The 19340-nt window shown below is 71.1% G+C and carries 19 protein-coding genes and 3 tRNA genes; 16 read left to right on the top strand and 6 right to left on the bottom strand.

Features of this window, described 5'->3' with window-relative positions:
- Positions 1-15: 15 nt before the first annotated feature.
- A complete protein-coding gene (locus ISU07_RS11115; protein ID WP_323742552.1) occupies positions 16-1935 on the bottom strand; it encodes an ABC transporter ATP-binding protein in 1920 nt (639 codons plus the stop codon).
- The gene (locus ISU07_RS11110) at positions 1928-3844 is read right to left on the bottom strand and encodes an ABC transporter ATP-binding protein (protein WP_194706850.1); all 1917 of its coding nucleotides are present in this window, start codon (positions 3842-3844) and stop codon (positions 1928-1930) included. The genes ISU07_RS11115 and ISU07_RS11110 overlap by 8 nt, the downstream gene beginning before the upstream one ends.
- A 98-nt stretch (positions 3845-3942) precedes the next feature.
- Here ISU07_RS11110 and ISU07_RS11105 point away from each other — a divergent pair, with 98 nt between their 5' ends.
- Complete coding sequence (locus ISU07_RS11105; protein ID WP_194706849.1) at positions 3943-4539, top strand: dihydrofolate reductase family protein; 597 nt, start codon at positions 3943-3945, stop codon at positions 4537-4539.
- Between the two features lie 9 nt (positions 4540-4548).
- A complete protein-coding gene (locus ISU07_RS11100) occupies positions 4549-5811 on the top strand; it encodes a homogentisate 1,2-dioxygenase (RefSeq protein WP_194706848.1) in 1263 nt (420 codons plus the stop codon).
- 16 nt (positions 5812-5827) lie between these two features.
- On the opposite strand, the gene ISU07_RS11095 is transcribed toward ISU07_RS11100, so the two are convergent.
- Positions 5828-6718: an NADP-dependent oxidoreductase gene (locus tag ISU07_RS11095; RefSeq protein ID WP_194706847.1), complete on the bottom strand. Its 891-nt coding sequence runs from the start codon at positions 6716-6718 to the stop codon at positions 5828-5830.
- 106 nt (positions 6719-6824) lie between these two features.
- Here ISU07_RS11095 and ISU07_RS11090 point away from each other — a divergent pair, with 106 nt between their 5' ends.
- From ISU07_RS11090 to ISU07_RS11045, 10 genes are all read left to right on the top strand, one after another.
- Positions 6825-7241 carry a winged helix-turn-helix transcriptional regulator gene (locus ISU07_RS11090; RefSeq protein ID WP_194706846.1) on the top strand — a complete coding sequence of 139 codons (417 nt, stop codon included), beginning with the start codon at positions 6825-6827 and terminating at the stop codon, positions 7239-7241.
- A complete protein-coding gene (locus tag ISU07_RS11085) occupies positions 7238-8179 on the top strand; it encodes a pirin family protein (protein ID WP_194706845.1) in 942 nt (313 codons plus the stop codon). The genes ISU07_RS11090 and ISU07_RS11085 overlap by 4 nt, the downstream gene beginning before the upstream one ends.
- Positions 8180-8356: 177 nt before the next feature.
- Entirely contained in the window at positions 8357-8941 is a 585-nt protein-coding gene (locus ISU07_RS11080) for a DNA-3-methyladenine glycosylase I (protein WP_323742551.1), read from the top strand.
- A 95-nt stretch (positions 8942-9036) separates the two neighbouring features.
- Positions 9037-9109 (top strand) — tRNA-Thr (locus ISU07_RS11075).
- A gap of 9 nt (positions 9110-9118) precedes the next feature.
- A tRNA-Met gene (locus ISU07_RS11070) sits at positions 9119-9192 on the top strand.
- A gap of 41 nt (positions 9193-9233) precedes the next feature.
- Positions 9234-9404, top strand: a complete 171-nt coding sequence (gene rpmG / locus ISU07_RS11065) for a 50S ribosomal protein L33 (RefSeq protein WP_194706844.1) — start codon at positions 9234-9236, stop codon at positions 9402-9404.
- A 149-nt stretch (positions 9405-9553) separates the two neighbouring features.
- Positions 9554-9946, top strand: coding sequence for an FAS1-like dehydratase domain-containing protein (locus tag ISU07_RS11060; RefSeq protein ID WP_194706843.1), 393 nt, complete (start codon positions 9554-9556; stop codon positions 9944-9946).
- Positions 9943-10335, top strand: a complete 393-nt coding sequence (locus ISU07_RS11055) for a MaoC/PaaZ C-terminal domain-containing protein (protein WP_323742550.1) — start codon at positions 9943-9945, stop codon at positions 10333-10335. Before ISU07_RS11060 ends, ISU07_RS11055 begins: the two co-directional genes overlap by 4 nt.
- On the top strand, positions 10328-11359 hold the full coding sequence (locus tag ISU07_RS11050) for a UDP-N-acetylmuramate dehydrogenase (protein WP_194706842.1): 1032 nt from the start codon (positions 10328-10330) through the stop codon (positions 11357-11359). The genes ISU07_RS11055 and ISU07_RS11050 overlap by 8 nt, the downstream gene beginning before the upstream one ends.
- A gap of 797 nt (positions 11360-12156) precedes the next feature.
- Positions 12157-13854, top strand: coding sequence for an ATP-binding cassette domain-containing protein (locus tag ISU07_RS11045; protein WP_407671416.1), 1698 nt, complete (start codon positions 12157-12159; stop codon positions 13852-13854).
- Here ISU07_RS11045 and ISU07_RS11040 read toward each other — a convergent pair.
- From ISU07_RS11040 to ISU07_RS11030, 3 genes are read right to left on the bottom strand one after another with little or no spacing between them, the layout of a single operon-like run.
- A complete protein-coding gene (locus ISU07_RS11040) occupies positions 13851-14669 on the bottom strand; it encodes a hypothetical protein (protein WP_194706840.1) in 819 nt (272 codons plus the stop codon). The genes ISU07_RS11045 and ISU07_RS11040 overlap by 4 nt on opposite strands.
- Positions 14670-14720: 51 nt before the next feature.
- Positions 14721-15740, bottom strand: a complete 1020-nt coding sequence (locus ISU07_RS11035) for an adenosine deaminase (protein ID WP_194706839.1) — start codon at positions 15738-15740, stop codon at positions 14721-14723.
- 13 nt (positions 15741-15753) lie between these two features.
- Positions 15754-16968 carry a pyridoxal phosphate-dependent aminotransferase gene (locus tag ISU07_RS11030; RefSeq protein ID WP_194706838.1) on the bottom strand — a complete coding sequence of 405 codons (1215 nt, stop codon included), beginning with the start codon at positions 16966-16968 and terminating at the stop codon, positions 15754-15756.
- Positions 16969-17099: 131 nt separating this feature from the next.
- Between ISU07_RS11030 and ISU07_RS11025 the strand changes: the two genes are divergently transcribed.
- From ISU07_RS11025 to rplK, 4 genes are all read left to right on the top strand, one after another.
- Positions 17100-17172 (top strand) — tRNA-Trp (locus ISU07_RS11025).
- 29 nt (positions 17173-17201) lie between these two features.
- Positions 17202-17450, top strand: a complete 249-nt coding sequence (gene secE, locus ISU07_RS11020; RefSeq protein ID WP_194706837.1) for a preprotein translocase subunit SecE — start codon at positions 17202-17204, stop codon at positions 17448-17450.
- 88 nt (positions 17451-17538) lie between these two features.
- The gene (gene nusG, locus ISU07_RS11015) at positions 17539-18591 is read left to right on the top strand and encodes a transcription termination/antitermination protein NusG (protein WP_407671414.1); all 1053 of its coding nucleotides are present in this window, start codon (positions 17539-17541) and stop codon (positions 18589-18591) included.
- Between the two features lie 252 nt (positions 18592-18843).
- The gene (gene rplK / locus ISU07_RS11010) at positions 18844-19272 is read left to right on the top strand and encodes a 50S ribosomal protein L11 (protein WP_194706836.1); all 429 of its coding nucleotides are present in this window, start codon (positions 18844-18846) and stop codon (positions 19270-19272) included.
- Positions 19273-19340 lie beyond the last annotated feature (68 nt).

Raw genomic sequence — 19340 nt, 5'->3', positions numbered from 1 at the left:
AGCCTCAGCGGCGCCCTACGACGTCCAGGCCCTCCACAGCGCGGCGTACTCGCCGCCTTGCGCGACCAGCTCGTGGTGCGAGCCGAGCTCCACGATCCGCCCGTCGATGACGACCGCGATCCGGTCGGCGTCGTGGGCGGTGTGCAGGCGGTGGGCGATCGCGACGACGGTGCGGCCCTCGAGGAGGGCGTTCATCGAACCCTCGAGGGTGCGTGCCGTGCGCGGGTCGATCAGCGAGGTCGCCTCGTCGAGCACGAGGGTGTGCGGGTCGGCGATGATCAGCCGCGCCAGCGCGATCTGCTGCGCCTGGGCCGGGGTCAGCTGGGTGTTGCCCGAGCCGATCTGGGTGTCCAGCCCGGCCGGGAACCGCTCGACCCAGTCGTCCGACCCGACCGCGCGCAGGGCGTCCCAGACCGCCTCGTCCGAGGAGTCCTCGCGCGCCAGGATGATGTTGTCGCGCACCGATCCCTTGAAGACGTGGTGCTCCTGGGTGACCAGCGCGACCTCGGTGCGCAGCGTCTCCAGCGGCAGCTCGACCAGCTCGACGTCGCCGATCGTGACCGAGCCGGTGCGCGGCCCGTTGATGCCGGACAGCAGCCGGCCCAGGGTCGACTTGCCGGAGCCGGACGGCCCGACGATGGCCAACCGCTCGCCGGTGTCGAGGGTCAGGTCGACGCCGTGCAGCACGTCGTGGCCCTCGCGGTAGGCGAACCGCAGGTCGCTGCCGACCAGGTCGGGGCCGTCGGGCAGCTGGGTGCCGGGCGTGCGGTCCGGCGGCACCTGGGCGATGCCCAGCAGGCGGCTCGTCGAGGCGGCGCCGACCTGGAGCCGGTCGACCTCGCCGACCAGCCGGTCCAGCGGGCCGCTCAGTGCCTCGACGTACAGCACCGCCGCGGTGATCTGGCCGAGCGAGACCCAGCCCTCGTGGTAGCCCCAGGCACCGACCAGCAGGGTCACGACCCGCGGCAGGTTGAACGCCACGTCGATGACCGCGAACAGCAGGTTGCGCAGCGTCATGGTGTAGCGCTCGGCCTGGGCGGAGACCGCGATGTCGTCGTCTCCGGCACCCACGCGGCGGTCGGCGAGCCCGAGCGCCTCGACGGTGCGGGCGCCCTCGACGGTCTCGGTGAGGGTGGAGTTGATGCGGGAGTACGTCGCACCCTCGTTGATGTAGCCCTTGGGCGCCTTGCGCAGGTAGCGGCGTACCTGCGGGTAGGCGAGCGCGATCACCATCAGCGACGGCACCGCCAGCACCAGGGAGTTCAGCAGCATCGCGATGATCGAGAGCACGACGGTGAGGCCGGAGATGATCGACATCGGCACGCCGTACTGCACCGACCGGCTCATCGTGCCCACGTCGCGGGTCACGCGGGTGACCAGGTCGCCGCTGCTCGCGCTCTCCACGCGTCCGAGCGGCAGCTGGAGGATCGTGCGCACGATGTACTCGCGCGCGGAGGAGAGCAGGTCCTGCCCGAACACCGTCGAGGTGCGCTGGGCCAGGAAGGTGAAGCCCGCCTGGGCGACGACCACCACGACCACGAGCACCGCGAGGGCGTTGAGCGAGGACGCCGCGTCGCCGGCGACGGTGCGGTTGATCAGCGCGCCGAGGAGGCGGGGTACGACGAGTCCGGTCGCTGCGGCCATGCCGTTGAGCACCACCAGCAGCACGAAGGTGCGCTTGCGGTCGCGTAGCAGCGCGCGCAGGAAGTGCAGCACGGCCTGGTTGTCGGCCACCGGCCAGCCGCGCTCGGGCTTGCGGGACTGGGCGTAGTTCTCCAGCGCGCGGCGCTCGCGCAGGGAGTGCCGCCGCCGCAGCGCGGTGACGCGGTCGGTGAACGAACCCTCTCGGGGAGGCTCGAGCTCGTGCGGCACCGCCGGGGGCTCGGTGGCGCGGTCACGCCAGGTGTCCGGTGAGGTCGCCAGCAGATCAACCACGGTCGTCCACCTCCTCCCTCGTCTCGGCGTTCGCGTCCATCGCGCGGGTCACCACGCGGCGGTAGTCGGGGCTGTCGAGCAGCAGGTCCTCGTGCGTGCCCTCGGCGATGGCCCGGTTGTCCTGCACGAGCACCACCCGGTCGGCGTGGTGCAGCCACAGCGGCGACACGGTGGTCACCACGGTGGTGCGGCCGCGCCGGACGTCGGCCACCCGCTCCGCGATGCGCGCCTCGGTGTGCGCGTCCACCGCGGACGTCGGCTCGACCAGCACGAGGACGTCGGCGTCCTGCGCCAGCGCCCGGGCCAGCACGACCCGCTGCCGCTGCCCGCCGGACAGCCCGCGGCCTCGCTCGTCGATCCGGCCCTGCCAGCCGCCCGGCAGCGCGTCGTACACGTCCTCGGCGTTGGCCACCCGCAGGGCCTCCTCGGCCTCCTCGCGGGTGAGCCGCGCGTGCGGGTCGACGGCGTCCTGGAGCGTGCCGGCGAACAGCTGGCTGGTGGCGTCGCTGACCAGGATGCGGCGGCGTACGTCGGCCAACCGGGCCGCGGCCAGGTCCACGCCGCCGAGGGTCACGCCCCAGGCAGCGCGGGCGCGCTCCTCGTCGAGCTCGGCCAGCCGCGCGCGGTCGATGGCCCGTTGCTCGCGGGCCCGTCTCGCGGCGCGCCCCTTCAGGCCCTCGCCGATGTCCTGGCTGACCGGCTCGGTGTCCGGCGACAGGTAGCGGCCCAGGCGGTCGGCCAGGGCCGACGTGTCCTCGGGCACGGCGCTGACCACGATCGTGAGCTGGCCCTCGTGCGCCACGAACCCGGTCTGCTCGTCCGCGAGGTCGCCGTGCACGGGCAGCCCGACGGGCTGGGCCGGGTCCTGCCACGGCGGCCGCTGCTCGAAGATCGCGATCGCCTTGCGGGCCGACACCGACGCCCGGGTGAGCTTCTGGGCGAACTCGAAGAACGTCTGGATCGGGTAGATCATGAACAGCGCGTAGCCGAGGAAGCTGATCAGCTGGCCGATCGTCAGGTCGCCGCTGATCACCTGGCGGGTGCCGAGCCACACCAGCAGCACCACGAACACGCCGGAGAACAGCACGCCGACCGCCTCGATCGCGGCCTGCCAGATGCCGGCCGACTGGCCGGCCTGGCGGGCGAGCTGCGACTGCGCGGCGTAGTTGCTGCCGAACGTCCGCTCGCCGCCGATCCCCCGCAGGATCCGCAGCCCGGCCACGATGTCGGTGGCCAGCGAGGTCAGGTCGGAGTTGCGGCTGCGCTCGATCTCCTGGCGGCGGTGCAACGGCTTGAGGAGCGGGTACGCCGCGCCCACCAGCACCGGCGCGGCCACCAGCAGCAGCACGCCGAGCTCGAGGGACGTGCTGAGCACGATGAACGCCACCACGAGGTAGGCCACCAGCTGGGTCCACGTGCGGGCCAGGATCTCGGTCAGCGCACCGAACTCGTCGGAGTCGCTGCCCGCCACGCTGAGCACCTCGCCGGTGGGGGTGCGCCGCGGCAGCACGTGACCCATCTGCGCGGCCTTGCGGGTGACCATCTTGATGGTGCCGTAGAGGGCGATCAGCCAGGTGCGCACGATGAACGTGTGCATGAGGATGCCGAACAGGGCGCCGACCATCGTCACGGCCAGCAGCACGGCGCCCCACTGGAGCGTCTTGCTCACGTCACCGGGGACGATGCCCTCGTCGACCGCCCGGCCGAAGATCCACGGCCCCGCCATCGGCGGCAGCTGCCAGAACATCCCGAGGAAGGTCGTCGTCAGGATCACCGGCCACTGGAGCCGCAGCGTCCACAGCAGGAACCGGAACGGGGTGCGCGTGTCCGGCGCAGCAAGGGGCCCCGTCGTCGGCCCGTCCCCGCTGCGCGCGTAGAAGGTGGTGATCACCGGAGGGAAGTCGCGCATCGCCCTGCCAGGGTAGGAGCGGCCACCGACGGACCGCGATCCATTAAGCCGTCACCGATGAGTTGTCGAAGGTCGGCCCGTCTGAACGTCGACCAGTCGTGACCGAAGAACCGGAGGCCCGCATGGGCAAGCTCGTCCTGTACACCCTCGTCTCGCTCGACGGCGCCACCGAGGACCCGCACCGCTACTTCCCCGAGACGCCGGAGTACGTCGGTCCACCCATCGTCGACGAGGACATCGCCCGCCACGAGGAGGCGCTGCTCGCCCGCACGGCCGCCGTCCTCCTCGGCCGGACGACGTACGACCAGTGGTCGCGGTTCTGGCCGACCTCCTCCGACGAGTTCGCCGGCTTCATCAACAACGTCAAGAAGTACGTCGTCACCTCGAGCCCGCTGACCGGTGACTGGCCGAACGCCGAGGCCGTCTCGGGTCCGTTGGCCGACATCGTGCGCGACGTCAAGGCAGCCACCGACGGCGACGTCTGCGTGCACGCGAGCATCACCCTGGCGAAGGCCCTGCTCGCCGCGGGTCTCGTCGACGAGCTGTGCCTGAGCGTCGGTCGCGTCATCGACCCGGCCGGCCCGCGGCTCTTCGACGAGGTGCCGGACCGGGTCGTGATGACCCTGCTCGAGGCGGCCCCGACGTCCAGCGGCAGCGTGTGGCTGAGGTACGCGATGGACACGGCCCCTCACTAAGGTGCCGACATGGCGTACTACCGGGCCGTCGGCTCCGTACCCCCCAAGCGGCACACCCAGCACCGCGACGAGACGGGCTTCCTCTACCGCGAGGAGCTGATGGGGGAGGAGGGGTTCAGCTCGGACTCCTCGCTGCTCTACCACCGCGGCGTACCGTCCGCGATCGTCGACAGCGTCCCGTGGCAGCTGCCCGACCAGGGCCGGACGCCGAACCACCCGCTCAAGCCACGGCACCTCAAGCTGCACGGGCTGTTCCCTGCTCTGGGTGAGGGCGAAGGCGCCTGCCCGGTCGAGGGCCGCCGACTGGTGCTGGGCAACAACGACGTGCGTATCAGCTACGTGGTGACCGGCACCGACGCCTCCCCGATCTACCGCAACGCGATCGGCGACGAGTGCGTGTACGTCCAGGAGGGCTCCGGCACCGTCGAGACGGTCTTCGGCGTGCTGCCGTACCGCACCGGCGACTACGTGCTGGTCCCGCGGGCGACCGACCACCGGTGGGTGCCCGCCGAGCCGAGCCGGCTGTACGCCATCGAGGCCAACTCGCACATCGCCCCGCCGAAGCGGTACCTGTCCCGGTACGGCCAGCTGCTCGAGCACGCGCCGTACTGCGAGCGCGACCTGCACGGCCCCACCGAGCCGCACCTGGTCGAGGGCACCGACGTCGAGGTGCTGGTCAAGCACCGCGTGTCCAACCTGCCCGGCGGGGTCGGCGGCAGCCGGCTCACCTACGCGACGCACCCGTTCGACGTGGTCGGCTGGGACGGCTGCCTCTACCCCCACACGTTCAACGTCGAGGACTACATGCCGATCACCGGCAAGGTGCACCAGCCGCCGCCGGTGCACCAGGTGTTCGAGGGCCACAACTTCGTGGTCTGCAACTTTGTGCCGCGCAAGGTCGACTACCACCCGCTGGCGATCCCCGTGCCCTACTACCACTCGAACGTCGACTCCGACGAGGTCATGTTCTACGTCGGCGGCGACTACGAGGCGCGCAAGGGCTCGGGCATCAACATCGGCTCGATCTCCCTGCACCCCGGCGGCCACGCCCACGGCCCTCAGCCGAGCGCGATCGAGGCGTCGCTCGGCGCCGAGGCGTTCGAGGAGCTCGCGGTCATGATCGACACGTTCCTGCCCCTCGACCTCGGCGAGGCCGGGCTGGCGTCGGAGGACCCGGCGTACGCCTGGACCTGGGCCGGCCGCGGACCCGACCGCTCGGACATCGACGACGAGTCCGGCGACGGCGGGTCCGCGGTCTACTCCAACTCCTGACCGGACCAGCGGCTGGCTAGGGCACCAGCAGCCAGCGGCCGCGCTGGCCACCACCGCCGACCTTGGCGAACACGGTGGCCGCCTCGTGCAGCGGCGCCGTGCCGGCGACCCGCACGGCGAGCTCGCCGTCGGCCGATCGCCGCAGCAGGTCGGCGAGCAGGGCGCCGTCACGCCTCACCTGGACCGCGGTGACGGTGATGCCGCGCTCCGTGGGCACCGGCTGGCTCGGCTGGACGCCGACGAACGTGCCGCCGTCCTTCACGTAGGCCAGCGCGCCGGCCTGGAGCACCGCACCGTCGAGCACGGCGTCGTACGACGCGGGCTCGACGTGGGCGGTGAAGCCGGCGCCGGTCGACCGCACGAACTCCTCGTCGCCGGGCCGTCCGAGACCGGTGACGTCCCAGCCCGCGGCCCGCGCGAGCGCGACGGCGTACCCGCCGACCGCCCCGCCCGCACCGGTCACCAGCAGGCTCCGACCGTCCGGCTCGCCGAGCAGCGCGAGCGCCTGGTGAGCGGTGACCGAGTTCAGCGGGATGGACGCCGCCTCGACCAGGTCGAGGCCCTCGGGCACGACGGCCACGGCCTCGGCGTCCAGCAGCACGTACTCGGCCAGCGCGCGGTCGGCGCCGACCATGTCGTCGTCGAGGCCGGCGACGGGGTCGCCGACGGCGTACGCCGTGACGTCCGGGCCGACCTCGGCGACCCGGCCGGAGACGTCCCAGCCGAGGCCCACCTGGCGGCCACCGGCCACGAGGTCGGTGCCGAGGGACGACGCCACGAACGCGTCGACAGGGTTGACCGCTGCGGCCACGGTCTCGACGAGGACCTGGCCGGGGCCGGGAACAGGACGGTCGCGCTCGACGACCTGGGGCTCGTCGTGGCCGGGGACGGACTGGATGGATCGCATCGTGTTCTCCTCTGGTGTGGATGTCGTTGTCACTCCACGATGCGTCGGTTACTCTCTTTTCGGAAGTAGGCACCCAGAAGTGGGGCAGGCACCCGGAGGTAAGCACATGCCGACGATGACCGCGGCGCAGCAGCGCGAGCAGGCCAAGCACGAGTTCGACGCGTTCCTGGCGGACTGCCCGAGCCGGGTCGTGCTCGAGCGGATCTCCGACAAGTGGGTCACCCTCGTGATGGCGTCGCTGTCCGACGGCCCGAGGCGCTTCTCCGAGCTGTCGCGCCGGCTGGCCGGCGTGAGCCAGAAGATGCTCACCCAGACCCTGCGCACGCTCGAGCGCGACGGCCTGGTCAGCCGCACGGTCACCGCGTCGGTGCCCGTGCGCGTCGACTACGAGCTCACCGACCTCGGCCACTCGCTGCAGGACCCGATCAAGCTCCTCAAGGCCTGGGCCGAGGACCACGTCCCGGACGTCCGCGAGGCGCAGGAGCGGTACGACGCGGCACACGACGCGGGGAAGAACTCATGAGCTCCGTGCAGGTGCTGACGCCGCGCGACGTACCTCTCGGTGGGCTGCGCGCGATGCGCGTCCGCCGTACCCTCCCGCAGCGCGAGCGTTCCCTCGTCGGCGCGTGGTGCTTCGCCGACCACTACGGTCCCGACCCCGTCGCCGAGACCGGCGGCATGGTGGTGCCGCCGCACCCGCACACCGGGCTGCAGACGGTGAGCTGGCTGTTCGCCGGTGAGGTCGAGCACCGCGACTCGGCCGGCAACCACGCGATGGTCCGGCCCGGCGAGCTCAACCTGATGACCGGCGGCCACGGCGTCAGCCACTCCGAGGTCTCGACTCCTGGCACCGAGGTGCTGCACGGCGTCCAGCTGTGGGTCGCCCTGCCCGACGGTGCCCGCGACCGTCCGGCCCGGTTCGACCACTACGCGCCGCCGCCCCTCACCGGGCCGGGTTGGTCGGCCCACGTCTTCCTCGGGTCCCTGCTCGGCCACACCTCGCCCGTCGAGACGGCCACCCCGCTGCTCGGCGCCGAGATCGTCCTCGACCCCGGGGCGGTGCTCGAGCTCGCCGTCGACGCGACGTACGAGCACGGCGTCCTCGTCGACACCGGCTCGGTCGTCGTCGCCGGCCAGCCGGTGAAGCCGTCCGAGATGGGGTACGTGGAGCCGGGCTCGCCCGACCTGCGGATCGAGGCCCTCGAGGCCAGCCGTGTCGTCCTGCTCGGCGGCCCGCCGTTCGGCGAGCAGATCGTGATGTGGTGGAACTTCGTCGGCCGCGACCACGACGAGATCGCGCGGTACCGAGAGGAGTGGCAGGCCCAGATCACCCGCGACGGCGAGGTCGTCGGCGACAGCCAGGACGTCGCCGACGGGCGCTTCGGCATCGTGGTGGGCGACCACCTGCCTCCGATCCCGGCCCCGGTGCTGCCGACCGCGCGGCTCAAGCCCCGCGGCTGACTCATCCGCCGAGTTGCGTCCCCGGAACGGTCGAGTTGCGCCCCCGGGACAGCCGAGTTGCGCCCTGAGCACGCTCGCTTCTCGTGCCAGTGGCGCAACTCGACGGTGTCGGACGCGCAACTCGACGGTGTCGGAGGCGCAACTCGCCCTGTCGGTGGGTGGTGCCAGGATCGCCCCGTGCCCGGACCCATCGTCGGTGACGACGGCCTGGCTCGCTGCCCCTGGGGGGCGAGCCACCCCGTTCACCTGGCCTACCACGACGCCGAGTGGGGGATGCCCGTCCACGGCGAGGCGGCCCACCTCGAACGACTGACCCTGGAGGCGTTCCAGTCCGGGCTGTCCTGGTTGACCATCCTCAACAAGCGGCCGGCCTTCCGGGCCGCCTTCGCCGGCTTCGACGCGGACGTCGTGGCGGCGTACGACGACGCCGACCGGGCCCGCCTGATGGCCGACGCCGGCATCGTCCGCAACCGGCTCAAGGTCGACGCGGCCATCACCAACGCCGCCGCGACGGTGGCGCTGCGTGAGGAGGGCGGGCTGGCGGCGTTCATCGAGGGCTTCCGCCCGGAGGTGGGCCCGGCGCCGGTCACGACCGAGGACATGGTGGCCACCTCGGCCGAGTCCGTGGCGCTGTCGAAGGCCCTGAAGAAGAAGGGGTTCGTGTTCGTCGGACCGACCACGATGTACGCCCTGATGGAGGCCATCGGCATCGTCGACGACCACCTCGTGGGCTGCCACCGACGGGGCTGCGCGAACGCCTGATCCAGGGCCGGATCGACCGCGGAATACCCGCTGGTCCAGCGTGGTTCAGACGATTTCGTGGTCTCCGGACCGCCTGTGTATTCTCAACGGTCGTTGCCCCTTTAGCTCAGTCGGCAGAGCGTCTCCATGGTAAGGAGAAGGTCTACGGTTCGATTCCGTAAAGGGGCTCTCGATCCCGGCGGGGTAGCTCAGGTGGTTAGAGCACACGGCTCATAATCGTGGTGTCGCGGGTTCGAATCCCGCCCCCGCTACTGCACCACTGCGACACGCATCATCGACCGAAGGATTCCCCGTGGCCAGCAAGACCAGCGACGTTCGCCCCAAGATCACGCTCGCCTGCACCGAGTGCAAGGAGCGCAACTACATCACCAAGAAGAACCGGCGCAACGACCCAGACCGCATGGAGCTGAACAAGTTCTGCCCGCGCTGCCGCAAGCACACCGCGCACCGCGAGACCCGCTGACCCCTCTTCTGCTGCACGACGACCCGCCCGGTCCTCCGGGCGGGTCGTTTGCTGTCCCGCCTCCCGCGATTCGTCAGCGGTCTTCCGGGTGCCCGCACCGGGGCGATCTCTGACGAATCGCGAGAGGGGCGGCCACTAGGGTGAGGAACATGCCCGTCGACCAGTCCCTCGTCGGCCGGGAGTTCCCGCCGACGCAGCCGTACCGGGTCTCGGCCGAGAAGGTCCGCGAGCTGGCGAGTGCGACAGGGAGCCGCGAGGACCCCGTCCCGCCGACGTTCCCGATCGTGATGGCGTTCGAGGCGATGAACGCGTTCCTCGCCGACGTCGGGGTCGAGCTGCACCGGATCGTGCACGGCGAGCAGCGGTTCGCCTACGAGCGCCCGATCGTCGTCGGCGACGAGCTGACGGCCACGCTGAAGGTCGCGACCCTGAGACAGATCGGCGGCAACGACATCATCGGCACGCGCAGCGAGATCCGTGACGCGGGCGGCGACCTCGTCTGCACCACGACGGCCACCCTCGTCCACCGGGGTGACGCGTGACTCCCGGGGACGTGCTCGAGACGAAGACCTACGCCGTACGCCGCGCCGACCTGGTCCGCTACGCCGGCGCGAGCGGCGACTTCAACCCCATCCACTGGTCCGACCGCGTCGCCACGGCCGTCGGCCTGCCCGGCGTGATCGCCCACGGGATGTTCACCATGGCCCTGGCCGCCCGCGCGGTGGGCGAATGGACGGACGGAGCCGAGGTCGTCGAGCTCGGCTGCAAGTTCACCAACCCCGTCGTCGTCCCCGACGACGACGAGGGCGTCGAGGTGCAGGTCGCCGGCACCGTCAAGAGCGTCGAGGACGGCCTGGCCACCATCGCCCTCGAGGTCACCTGCGACGGGCAGAAGGTGCTCGGCGTCTCCAAGGCCGTCGTCCGTGCCTGAGCTCCTCGCCGACCACACCACGCTCCGCCTCGGCGGACCCGCAGCGACATGGGTCCGTGCCGAGACCGAGGCCGCGCTGATCGAGGCCGTCAGTGAGGCCGACCAGCAGGGAGAGGAAGTCCTCGTCCTCGGGGGCGGCAGCAACCTCGTCGTCGCCGACGACGGGTTCCCCGGCACGGTCGTCGAGGTCGCCACCCGCGGCATCGACAGCGACATCGGCGACGACGTCGACGCCTCGTGCTCCGGCGCCACGGTCAAGGTCGCGGCCGGCGAGCCCTGGGACGCGTTCGTCGCGCTGGCCACCGAGAAGCGCTGGGCGGGCATCGAGGCCCTGGCCGGCATCCCCGGGTACGTCGGCGCCACCCCGATCCAGAACGTCGGCGCCTACGGGCAGGAGGTCTCGCAGACCATCGCCAGCGTCCGGGTCTGGGACCGCAAGCTGCGGGGCGTGCGTACCTTCGCCGCCGCGGACTGCGGGTTCGGCTACCGCACCAGCCGGTTCAAGCAGGACCCCGGCCGCCACGTCGTCCTCGACGTCACCTTCCAGCTCAGGCTCGGCACCTACGGCCCGCCGATCGAGTACGCCGAGCTCGCGCGCACCCTCAACCTCGAGGTCGGCGAGCGCGCCCTCATCACGTCGGTGCGCGAGGCGGTGCTGGCCCTGCGCACGCGCAAGGGCATGGTCCTCGACCCGACGGACCACGACACCTGGAGCGCGGGCTCCTTCTTCACCAACCTCGTGCTGCCCGCCGACGCGGTCCCGGACGGCGCTCCCGCCTGGCCCCAGCCGGACGGCCGGGTGAAGACGAGCGCCGCCTGGCTCATCGAGCACGCCGGCTTCGCCAAGGGTCACGGGAACGACCGCGTGAGCCTCTCCACCAAGCACACCCTCGCCCTGACCAACCGCGGCACCGCCACCACCCACGACCTCCTGGACCTGGCGCGCGAGGTCCGCGACGGCGTACGCGAGAAGTTCGGCGTCACCCTCGTCAACGAGCCCGTGCTGATCGGCTGCGAGCTCTAGCGACACTTCGCGCACGACCCGTGTCGGATGCGCACGAGGTCGAGGGGTTGAGGGGTTGGCGGGGCCGGTCACAATACGGGCCTGTCCTTCGTCAGACCCGTGTGCCGGAACCCCGACCGACCCCTGGAGAGACCCCGATGAGCCACGTCGCCGACAGCCACGACCTGATCCGGGTGCAGGGTGCCCGCGAGAACAACCTCAAGGACGTGAGCGTCGAGCTGCCGAAGCGCCGGCTGACCGCGTTCACCGGCATCTCCGGCTCGGGCAAGAGCTCGCTGGTCTTCGGCACCATCGCCGCCGAGTCCCAGCGGATGATCAACGAGACGTACTCCGCCTTCGTGCAGGGATTCATGCCCACGCTGGCCCGCCCCGAGGTCGACCTGCTCGAGGGCCTGACGACCGCGATCATCGTCGACCAGGAGCGGATGGGCGCCAACCCGCGCTCGACGGTCGGCACCGCGACGGACGCGAACGCGATGCTGCGGATCCTCTACAGCCGCCTCGGGCAGCCGCACGTCGGTCCTCCCACGGCGTTCTCCTTCAACGTGCCCACCCGCAAGGCCAGCGGCGTGTTGAGCACCGAGAAGGCCGGCGGCCGCGTCGAGAAGAACGTCGTGCGCGAGGTCGTCTACCTCGGTGGCATGTGCGCCCGCTGCGAGGGCATGGGGTCGGTCTCCGACTTCGACCTCACCGAGCTGTACGACGAGGACAAGTCGCTCGCCGAGGGTGCGCTGAAGGTGCCCGGCTACTCGATGGAGGGCTGGTACGGCAGGATCTTCGCCGGCTTCGGCTTCGACATGGACAAGAAGCTGGGCACGTTCACGAAGAAGGAGCGCGAGGACCTCCTCTACAAGGAGCCGACCAAGATCAAGGTCGAGGGCATCAACCTCACCTACGAGGGCGTCATCCCGAAGATCCAGAAGTCGATGCTGTCCAAGGACGTCGAGGCGATGCAGCCGCACATCCGCGCGTTCGTCGACCGGGTCATCACGTTCCAGACCTGCCCGGAGTGCGACGGCACCCGGCTGAGTCCCGAGGCCCGGTCGTCGAAGATCAACGGCAAGTCCATCGCGGACCTCTGCGCGATGCAGATCAGCGACCTGGCCGAGTGGGTGCGCGACCTCGACGAGCCGTCGGTCGCCCCGCTGCTCAAGGGCCTGCGCGAGCTGCTCGGCTCGTTCGCCGAGATCGGTCTCGGGTACCTCTCCCTCGACCGGCCCGCCGGCACCCTGTCCGGCGGCGAGGCCCAGCGCACCAAGATGATCCGCCACCTCGGGTCCTCGCTGACCGACGTGACCTACGTGTTCGACGAGCCCACCATCGGCCTGCACCCGCACGACATCCAAAGGATGAACCAGCTGCTCCTCCAGCTGCGCGACAAGGGCAACACCGTCCTGGTCGTCGAGCACAAGCCGGAGACCATCGCGATCGCCGACCACGTCGTGGACCTGGGTCCGAAGGCCGGTACGGCGGGTGGCCAGGTGGTCTTCGAGGGCACGGTCGCGGGTCTGCGGAAGAGCGACACCATCACAGGTCGGCACCTCGACGACCGGGCCTCGCTGAAGGAAGTGGTCCGCGAGCCCTCGGGCGCCCTGGAGGTGCGCGGCGCGTCCACCCACAACCTGAAGGACGTCGACGTCGACGTCCCCCTCGGCATGCTGTGCGTGGTCACCGGGGTGGCCGGCTCGGGCAAGAGCTCGCTCATCCACGGCTCGATCGCCAAGCGCGACGGTGTGGTCGTCATCGACCAGGGCGCCATCCGCGGCTCGCGCCGCAGCAACCCCGCGACGTACTCCGGCCTCCTCGAGCCGATCCGCAAGGCCTTCGCCAAGGCCAACGGCGTCAAGCCGGCGCTGTTCAGCTCGAACTCCGAGGGTGCCTGCTCGACCTGCAACGGCGCGGGCGTGATCTACACCGAGCTCGGCGTGATGGCGACCGTCGAGACGACCTGCGAGGAGTGCGAGGGCCGGCGCTTCCAGGCCGCGGTGCTGGAGTACACCTTCGGCGGCAAGAACATCAGCGAGGTGCTGTCGATGCCGGTCGAGGAGGCGGTCGGGTTCTTCGCCGACGGGGACGCCGCCACCCCGGCGGCGCACAAGATCCTGGAGCGGCTCGCCGACGTCGGCCTCGGCTACCTCACCCTCGGCCAGCCGCTGACGACCCTGTCCGGAGGCGAGCGCCAGCGGCTGAAGCTGGCCACCCAGATGGCGGAGAAGGGCGACGTCTACGTGCTCGACGAGCCGACCACGGGCCTGCACCTCGCCGACGTCGAGCAGCTGCTCGGCCTCCTGGACCGGCTGGTCGAGGGCGGCAAGTCGGTGATCGTCATCGAGCACCACCAGGCCGTGATGGCGCACGCCGACTGGATCATCGACCTGGGTCCCGGCGCCGGCCACGACGGCGGCACGGTCGTCTTCGAGGGCACCCCTGCCGAGCTGGTGAAGGCGAGGAAGACGCTCACCGGCAAGCACCTCGCCGAGTACGTCGCGCGCTAGTACACGCTGACGTCGCGCTTCGGCACCCGCACAGGGCCGGAGACCCCGTCGACCACGGACCAGCCGCCCGGCGGCAGGCCGAGGTCGAGCGGGACGACGAGGCCGTGGGTGTCGACGCACCGCGTGCGCACGCCGGCGGTCCCGACCGGTCGCCCCTGGAGGCGGCTGACCGGGAGCCGCTCGTCGGCGAGGACGACGCAGCTGAGCGGTCCGTCCGGTGACCGGACGGTGGCCAGCCAGGCGGGGCCCTGGGACCGGAAGACGCCGGGACGCGTCTGCTCGGCGACCAGGTCGCGGACATACCCGGCCATCCGCTCCAGGTACGCGTTGGTGCTCTCCGGACCCCACGCCACGGCGTCGCGTCCGCTCTCGACGCACGTGCGCTCCGTGCACGCGACGTACAGGTGGCGCGGTCCGCCGGGCCGCAGCCGGAAGTACAGCGCCGCTTGCGGCACCCGCACACGCACGTGTGTCGGCGTGAACGCGACCTCGACGCCGCGCAGGGAGTCCGTCGCCGTCCACTCCGAGGCGTTGCGGGCGGTCACCCGGTTGCCGAGCAGCGCGAGCTCCTGGCCGGTCGCGCGGCGGACGGCCTGGTACGTCGGGCGCCAGTGCAGCCACTCGGCTCCCGGCGCCGGGGTCGTCCGCAGCGGTTGGAGGACCGTGACGTTGGGGCTCGAGGTCGCCGTCGGCTCGGCCACCGTCGTGCTCGCCGGCACCGGCGGCACGAGCACGTCGACCTGGCGCTCGGGCTGTCCGCCGCACCCGGTGAGGGCGAGCAGCAGCGCAGCCGCGACCACCGCCCGAGCTCTCATGGCGTCCACGGTGCCATCCGGATCGCCGTGGGTCCGCGGATCGGCCGAAAACTACCCGCTCGGGCCGGTCAGCCAGGCGTCGACGTCCGCGAGCAGCCCGGCGACCACGTCGGTCGGCGCACGGGACGCGCGCACGGACATCCGGGCCAGCTCCGCCAGCTGCTCGTCGGTGAGGTCGTGGGCGGCGCGCATCGTCGCGTACTGCCCCGCGAGGCGGGAGCCGAACAGCAGCGGGTCGTCGGCGCCCAGGGCCACGGTGGCGCCGGCCTCGAGGAGCTGCGGGAGCGGCACCGAGGTGAGGTCGGAGTACACGCCCAGCCCGACGTTGGACACCGGGCACACCTCGAGCGCCACGCCCTGCTCGACGATCCGCTCCAGGAGTGCGGGGTCCTCGACCGAACGGATCCCGTGCCCGAGGCGGTCCGCGTGCAGGGCGTCCAGGCAGGTGCGCACCGACTCGGGTCCGACCAGCTCGCCGCCGTGCGGCATCAGCGCCAGACCGGCCCGCTCGGCGATCCGGAACGCCGGCGCGAACTCCGCCGTGGTGCCCCGCCGCTCGTCGTTCGACAGGCCGAAGCCCACCACCCCGCGACCGGCGTACTGCGCCGCCAGCCGCGCCAGGGTACGGGCGTCCATCGGGTGCCGGGTGCGGTTGGCCGCGACGATCACCGCGATCCCGAGCCCGGTGCGCTCGGAGGCGTCCCGGACGCAGTCGAGCACCAGGTCGGTGAAGGCCGTGATGCCGCCGAACCTGGCGGCGTACCCGGACGGGTCCACCTGGATCTCCAGCCACCGCCCGCCGTCGCGGACGTCGTCCTCCGCGGCCTCCAGGACCAGGCGGCGTACGTCGTCCTCGGTGCGCAGGACGGACCGGGCGACGTCATAGAGGCGCTGGAACCGGAACCAGCCCTTCTCGTCGGCGGCGCTCAGCTGCGGCGGCCAGTCCTCGACCAGGGCGTCGGGGAGCACGATGCCGTCGCGGAGCGCGAGCTCCACAAGGGTCCCGTGCCGCATCGACCCCGTGAAGTGCAGGTGGAGGTGCGCCTTCGGGAGCTGGGAGAGATCCCTCAAGCGCTGAGCTCCATCAACTGAAGAGCTTCTGCAGCCGCGTGATCCCCTCGACCAGGTCGTCGTCGCCGAGCGCGTAGGAGAGACGGAGGTACCCGGGCGAGCCGAACGCCTCGCCCGGCACGACGGCCACCTCGGCGGTGTCGAGGATGTACTCGGCCAGCTCGGCCGAGGTGTCGATGGTGCGGCCGTCGTACTCCTTGCCGAGCAGCCCCTTGACCGACGGGTACGCGTAGAACGCCCCCTCGGGCATCGGGCAGAGCACGCCCTCGATCTCGTTGAGCATCGACACGATCGTCCTGCGGCGCCGGTCGAAGGCCGTCTTCATCGCCTCGACGGCGGTGAGGTCGCCGGTCACCGCGGCCAGTGCGGCGCGCTGGGACACGTTGGCGACGTTGGACGTCGCGTGCGACTGCAGGTTGGCGGAGGCGGCGACGAGGTCCTTCGGGCCGATCATCCAGCCGACGCGCCAGCCGGTCATCGCGTAGGTCTTCGCCACGCCGTTGACGACCACGCAGTTGTCCTGGAGGTAGGGGCACAGCACGGGCAGCGAACCGGTCTCGACGCCGTCGTACACGAGGTGCTCGTAGATCTCGTCGGTCAGCGCCCACAGGTCGTTGTCCTCGACCCAGCGGCCGATCGCGCGGATCTCGTCGGCGGTGTACACCGCGCCGGTCGGGTTCGACGGCGAGACGAACAGCAGGACCTTGGTGCGCTCGGTGCGCGCGCCCTCGAGCTGCTCGACGGTGACCTTGTAGCCCTGCGTCTCGTCGGCGAACACCGCCACCGGCACGCCGCCGGCCAGCTGGATCGCCTCCGGGTACGTCGTCCAGTACGGCGCCGGGACGATGACCTCGTCGCCCGGGTCGATCATCGCGGCGAAGGCTTCGTAGATCGCCTGCTTGCCGCCGTTGGTGACCAGCACCTGGCTCGGCTCGACCTGGAGGCCGGAGTCGCGCAACGTCTTGTCCGCGATGGCCTTCCTCAGCTCGGGAAGGCCGCCGGCCGGGGTGTAGCGGTGGGCCCCTGGGTCGCGGCAGGCCTCGACGGCGGCTTCCACGATGTAGGCCGGCGTGGGGAAGTCCGGCTCCCCGGCGCCGAAGCCGATCACCGGGCGTCCCTCGGCCTTCAGCGCCTTGGCCTTGGCGTCCACCTTGAGCGTCGCGGACTCGGCGATGGCACCGATGCGCTGGGAGACACGACGGTCACGAGGTGAGGTCCCTGGAGGCATGTCGCCATCGTAGGACTGCGTCGTCCGGGCCTGTTCGGACTGGTCATTTGGACGGGTCTTCTGCGTTCCACGTAGAGTGGCACCTTGGTGGTCTCCCACAGGCTCTCGCCTGCCCATCGGAGCCTCACCGGAGGGCACTAGCTCAACTGGCAGAGCATCGGTCTCCAAAACCGAAGGTTGGGGGTTCAAGTCCCTCGTGCCCTGCGAAACGTCGATCGGAAGGTGGAAAGGCAGTGTCGGACAGCAAGGCCGTACGCCGCGAGCGTGGCCATGACGCCGAGAAGCGCACCGGCCCGGCCACGTTCTACCGTCAGGTCGTCGCCGAGCTCCGCAAGGTCGTCTGGCCGACGCAGGAGCAGCTGGTCACCTACTTCCTGGTCGTGATGGTCTTCGTGCTGTTCATGATCGGCATCGTCTCGCTGCTCGACCTGGGCTTCGGCAAGCTCGTCTTCTGGGTGTTCTCCGGCGGCTCGACCCAGTAGTCAGCCCCGTGGTCAGCGCAGCAGTCCCGCCCGTCGAGCCACCGAGCCACCCTCCCCGAACCACCCGCCACCAGTGATGGAGCAGCACGTGTCCGAGCAGTACCAGTCCGAGGAGCTCGAGGTCCCGACGGCCGACGCCGCCGACCAGGCCGACGAGGTCACCGAGGCCGCCGTCGCCGAGACTCCCGAGGAGACCGCGACGCCCGACGTGACCGATGTGCCCACCGCCGAGGCCGCCGACGAGCTGCCACTGGGCGACGAGGTCGCCGAGGACGTCATCGCCGAGGAGTCCGCCGAGCCGGCCGAGGCGCTGGTCCAGGAGGACGCCGACGCCGGCCTCGAGGACGAGTCCCAGGGCGAGTCGGCCGACGAGGCACCGGCCGACGAGGTCGAGGCCCCGGAGGCTGCCGAGGACGACGCCGCCGACGACGTCGAGGCCGAGGTGGCCGCCGACGACGAAGCCGACGAGGACCTGACCGAGGACGCGGACGAGGACGCGGACGAGGCCGCCGCGGACCAGGACCCGCTGGAGGCCTTCCGCAACGAGCTGTACGCCAAGCCCGGCGACTGGTTCGTCGTGCACACCTACTCCGGTATGGAGAACCGCGTCCGCGCGAACCTCGAGAACCGCATCTCCTCCCTCCACATGGAGGACTACATCCACGAGATCGTGGTGCCGACCGAGGAGGTCGCGGAGATCAAGAACGGCCAGCGCAAGATGGTCAAGCGGACCGTCCTGCCCGGGTACGTCCTGGTCCGCATGGACCTCACCGACGAGTCGTGGGCTGCCGTCCGCCACACGCCCTCGGTCACCGGCTTCGTCGGCCACAGCCACCAGCCGGTGCCGCTGAGCATGGCCGAGGTCGAGAACATGCTGGCCCCGACCGTGGTCGCCGCCGCCGAGGCCGCCGCTGCGGCCGCGGGCACCGCCCCGGCCGGAGGCGTGGCGACCAAGAAGCCCGTCGAGGTCGCCGACTTCGACGTCTCGGACTCGGTGATGGTCGTCGACGGCCCCTTCGCCACGCTGCACGCCACGATCACCGAGATCAACGCCGAGGCCCAGCGGGTCAAGGCGCTGGTCGAGATCTTCGGCCGCGAGACGCCGGTCGAGCTCAGCTTCTCCCAGATCCAACGAGTCTGACGGGACTCGCCGCGCGCAGCGAGCTTGCGAGCGCGCGGGCGAGACCGTCAGAACCGAGGCAGGTCGAGCGAGCGTCCGGCCGAGCTTGCGAGGCCGGAACCGCGGGTCGAGACCCGGTGACCGAGCAAGCAACCGGAATTGGTCGCCGTACGAGAAGCAAGGCAGAATGACGCGGTTGCCTGAGGGCGACCGCACCACCAGTGGCAGAGGACAGGGAGTCCTCGTCATGACCACGAGAAGAAAGTTGGAGAGATGCCTCCCAAGAAGAAGATCGCCGCACTCGTCAAGGTGCAGCTCCAGGCCGGCGCCGCGACCCCGGCCCCGCCCGTCGGCACCGCGCTCGGCCCGCACGGCGTGAACATCATGGACTTCTGCAAGGCCTACAACGCCCAGACCGAGTCCATGCGCGGCAACGTGATCCCCGTCGAGATCACCATCTACGAGGACCGGTCGTTCACCTTCATCACGAAGACCCCGCCGGCCGCCGAGCTGATCAAGAAGGCCGCCGGCCTGCAGAAGGGCTCGGGCGTCCCGCACAAGGAGAAGGTCGGCAAGCTGACCAAGGACCAGGTGCGCGAGATCGCCACGACCAAGCTGCCGGACCTGAACGCCAACGACATCGACGCCGCGATGAAGATCGTCGAGGGCACCGCCCGCTCCATGGGCGTCACCACCGACTGACCGTCGTACGTCGACACCTCCTCCCCGTGGCAGGGCCGCGCTGGCCCGACTGACCACACCTGGACACA

The sequence above is a fragment of the Nocardioides islandensis genome (genome assembly GCF_015352455.1).
Lineage (GTDB): Bacteria > Actinomycetota > Actinomycetes > Propionibacteriales > Nocardioidaceae > Nocardioides > Nocardioides islandensis.
The sequence above is the reverse complement of the archived record's forward strand: the minus strand, read 5'-3'. Positions and strand labels throughout refer to the sequence as shown.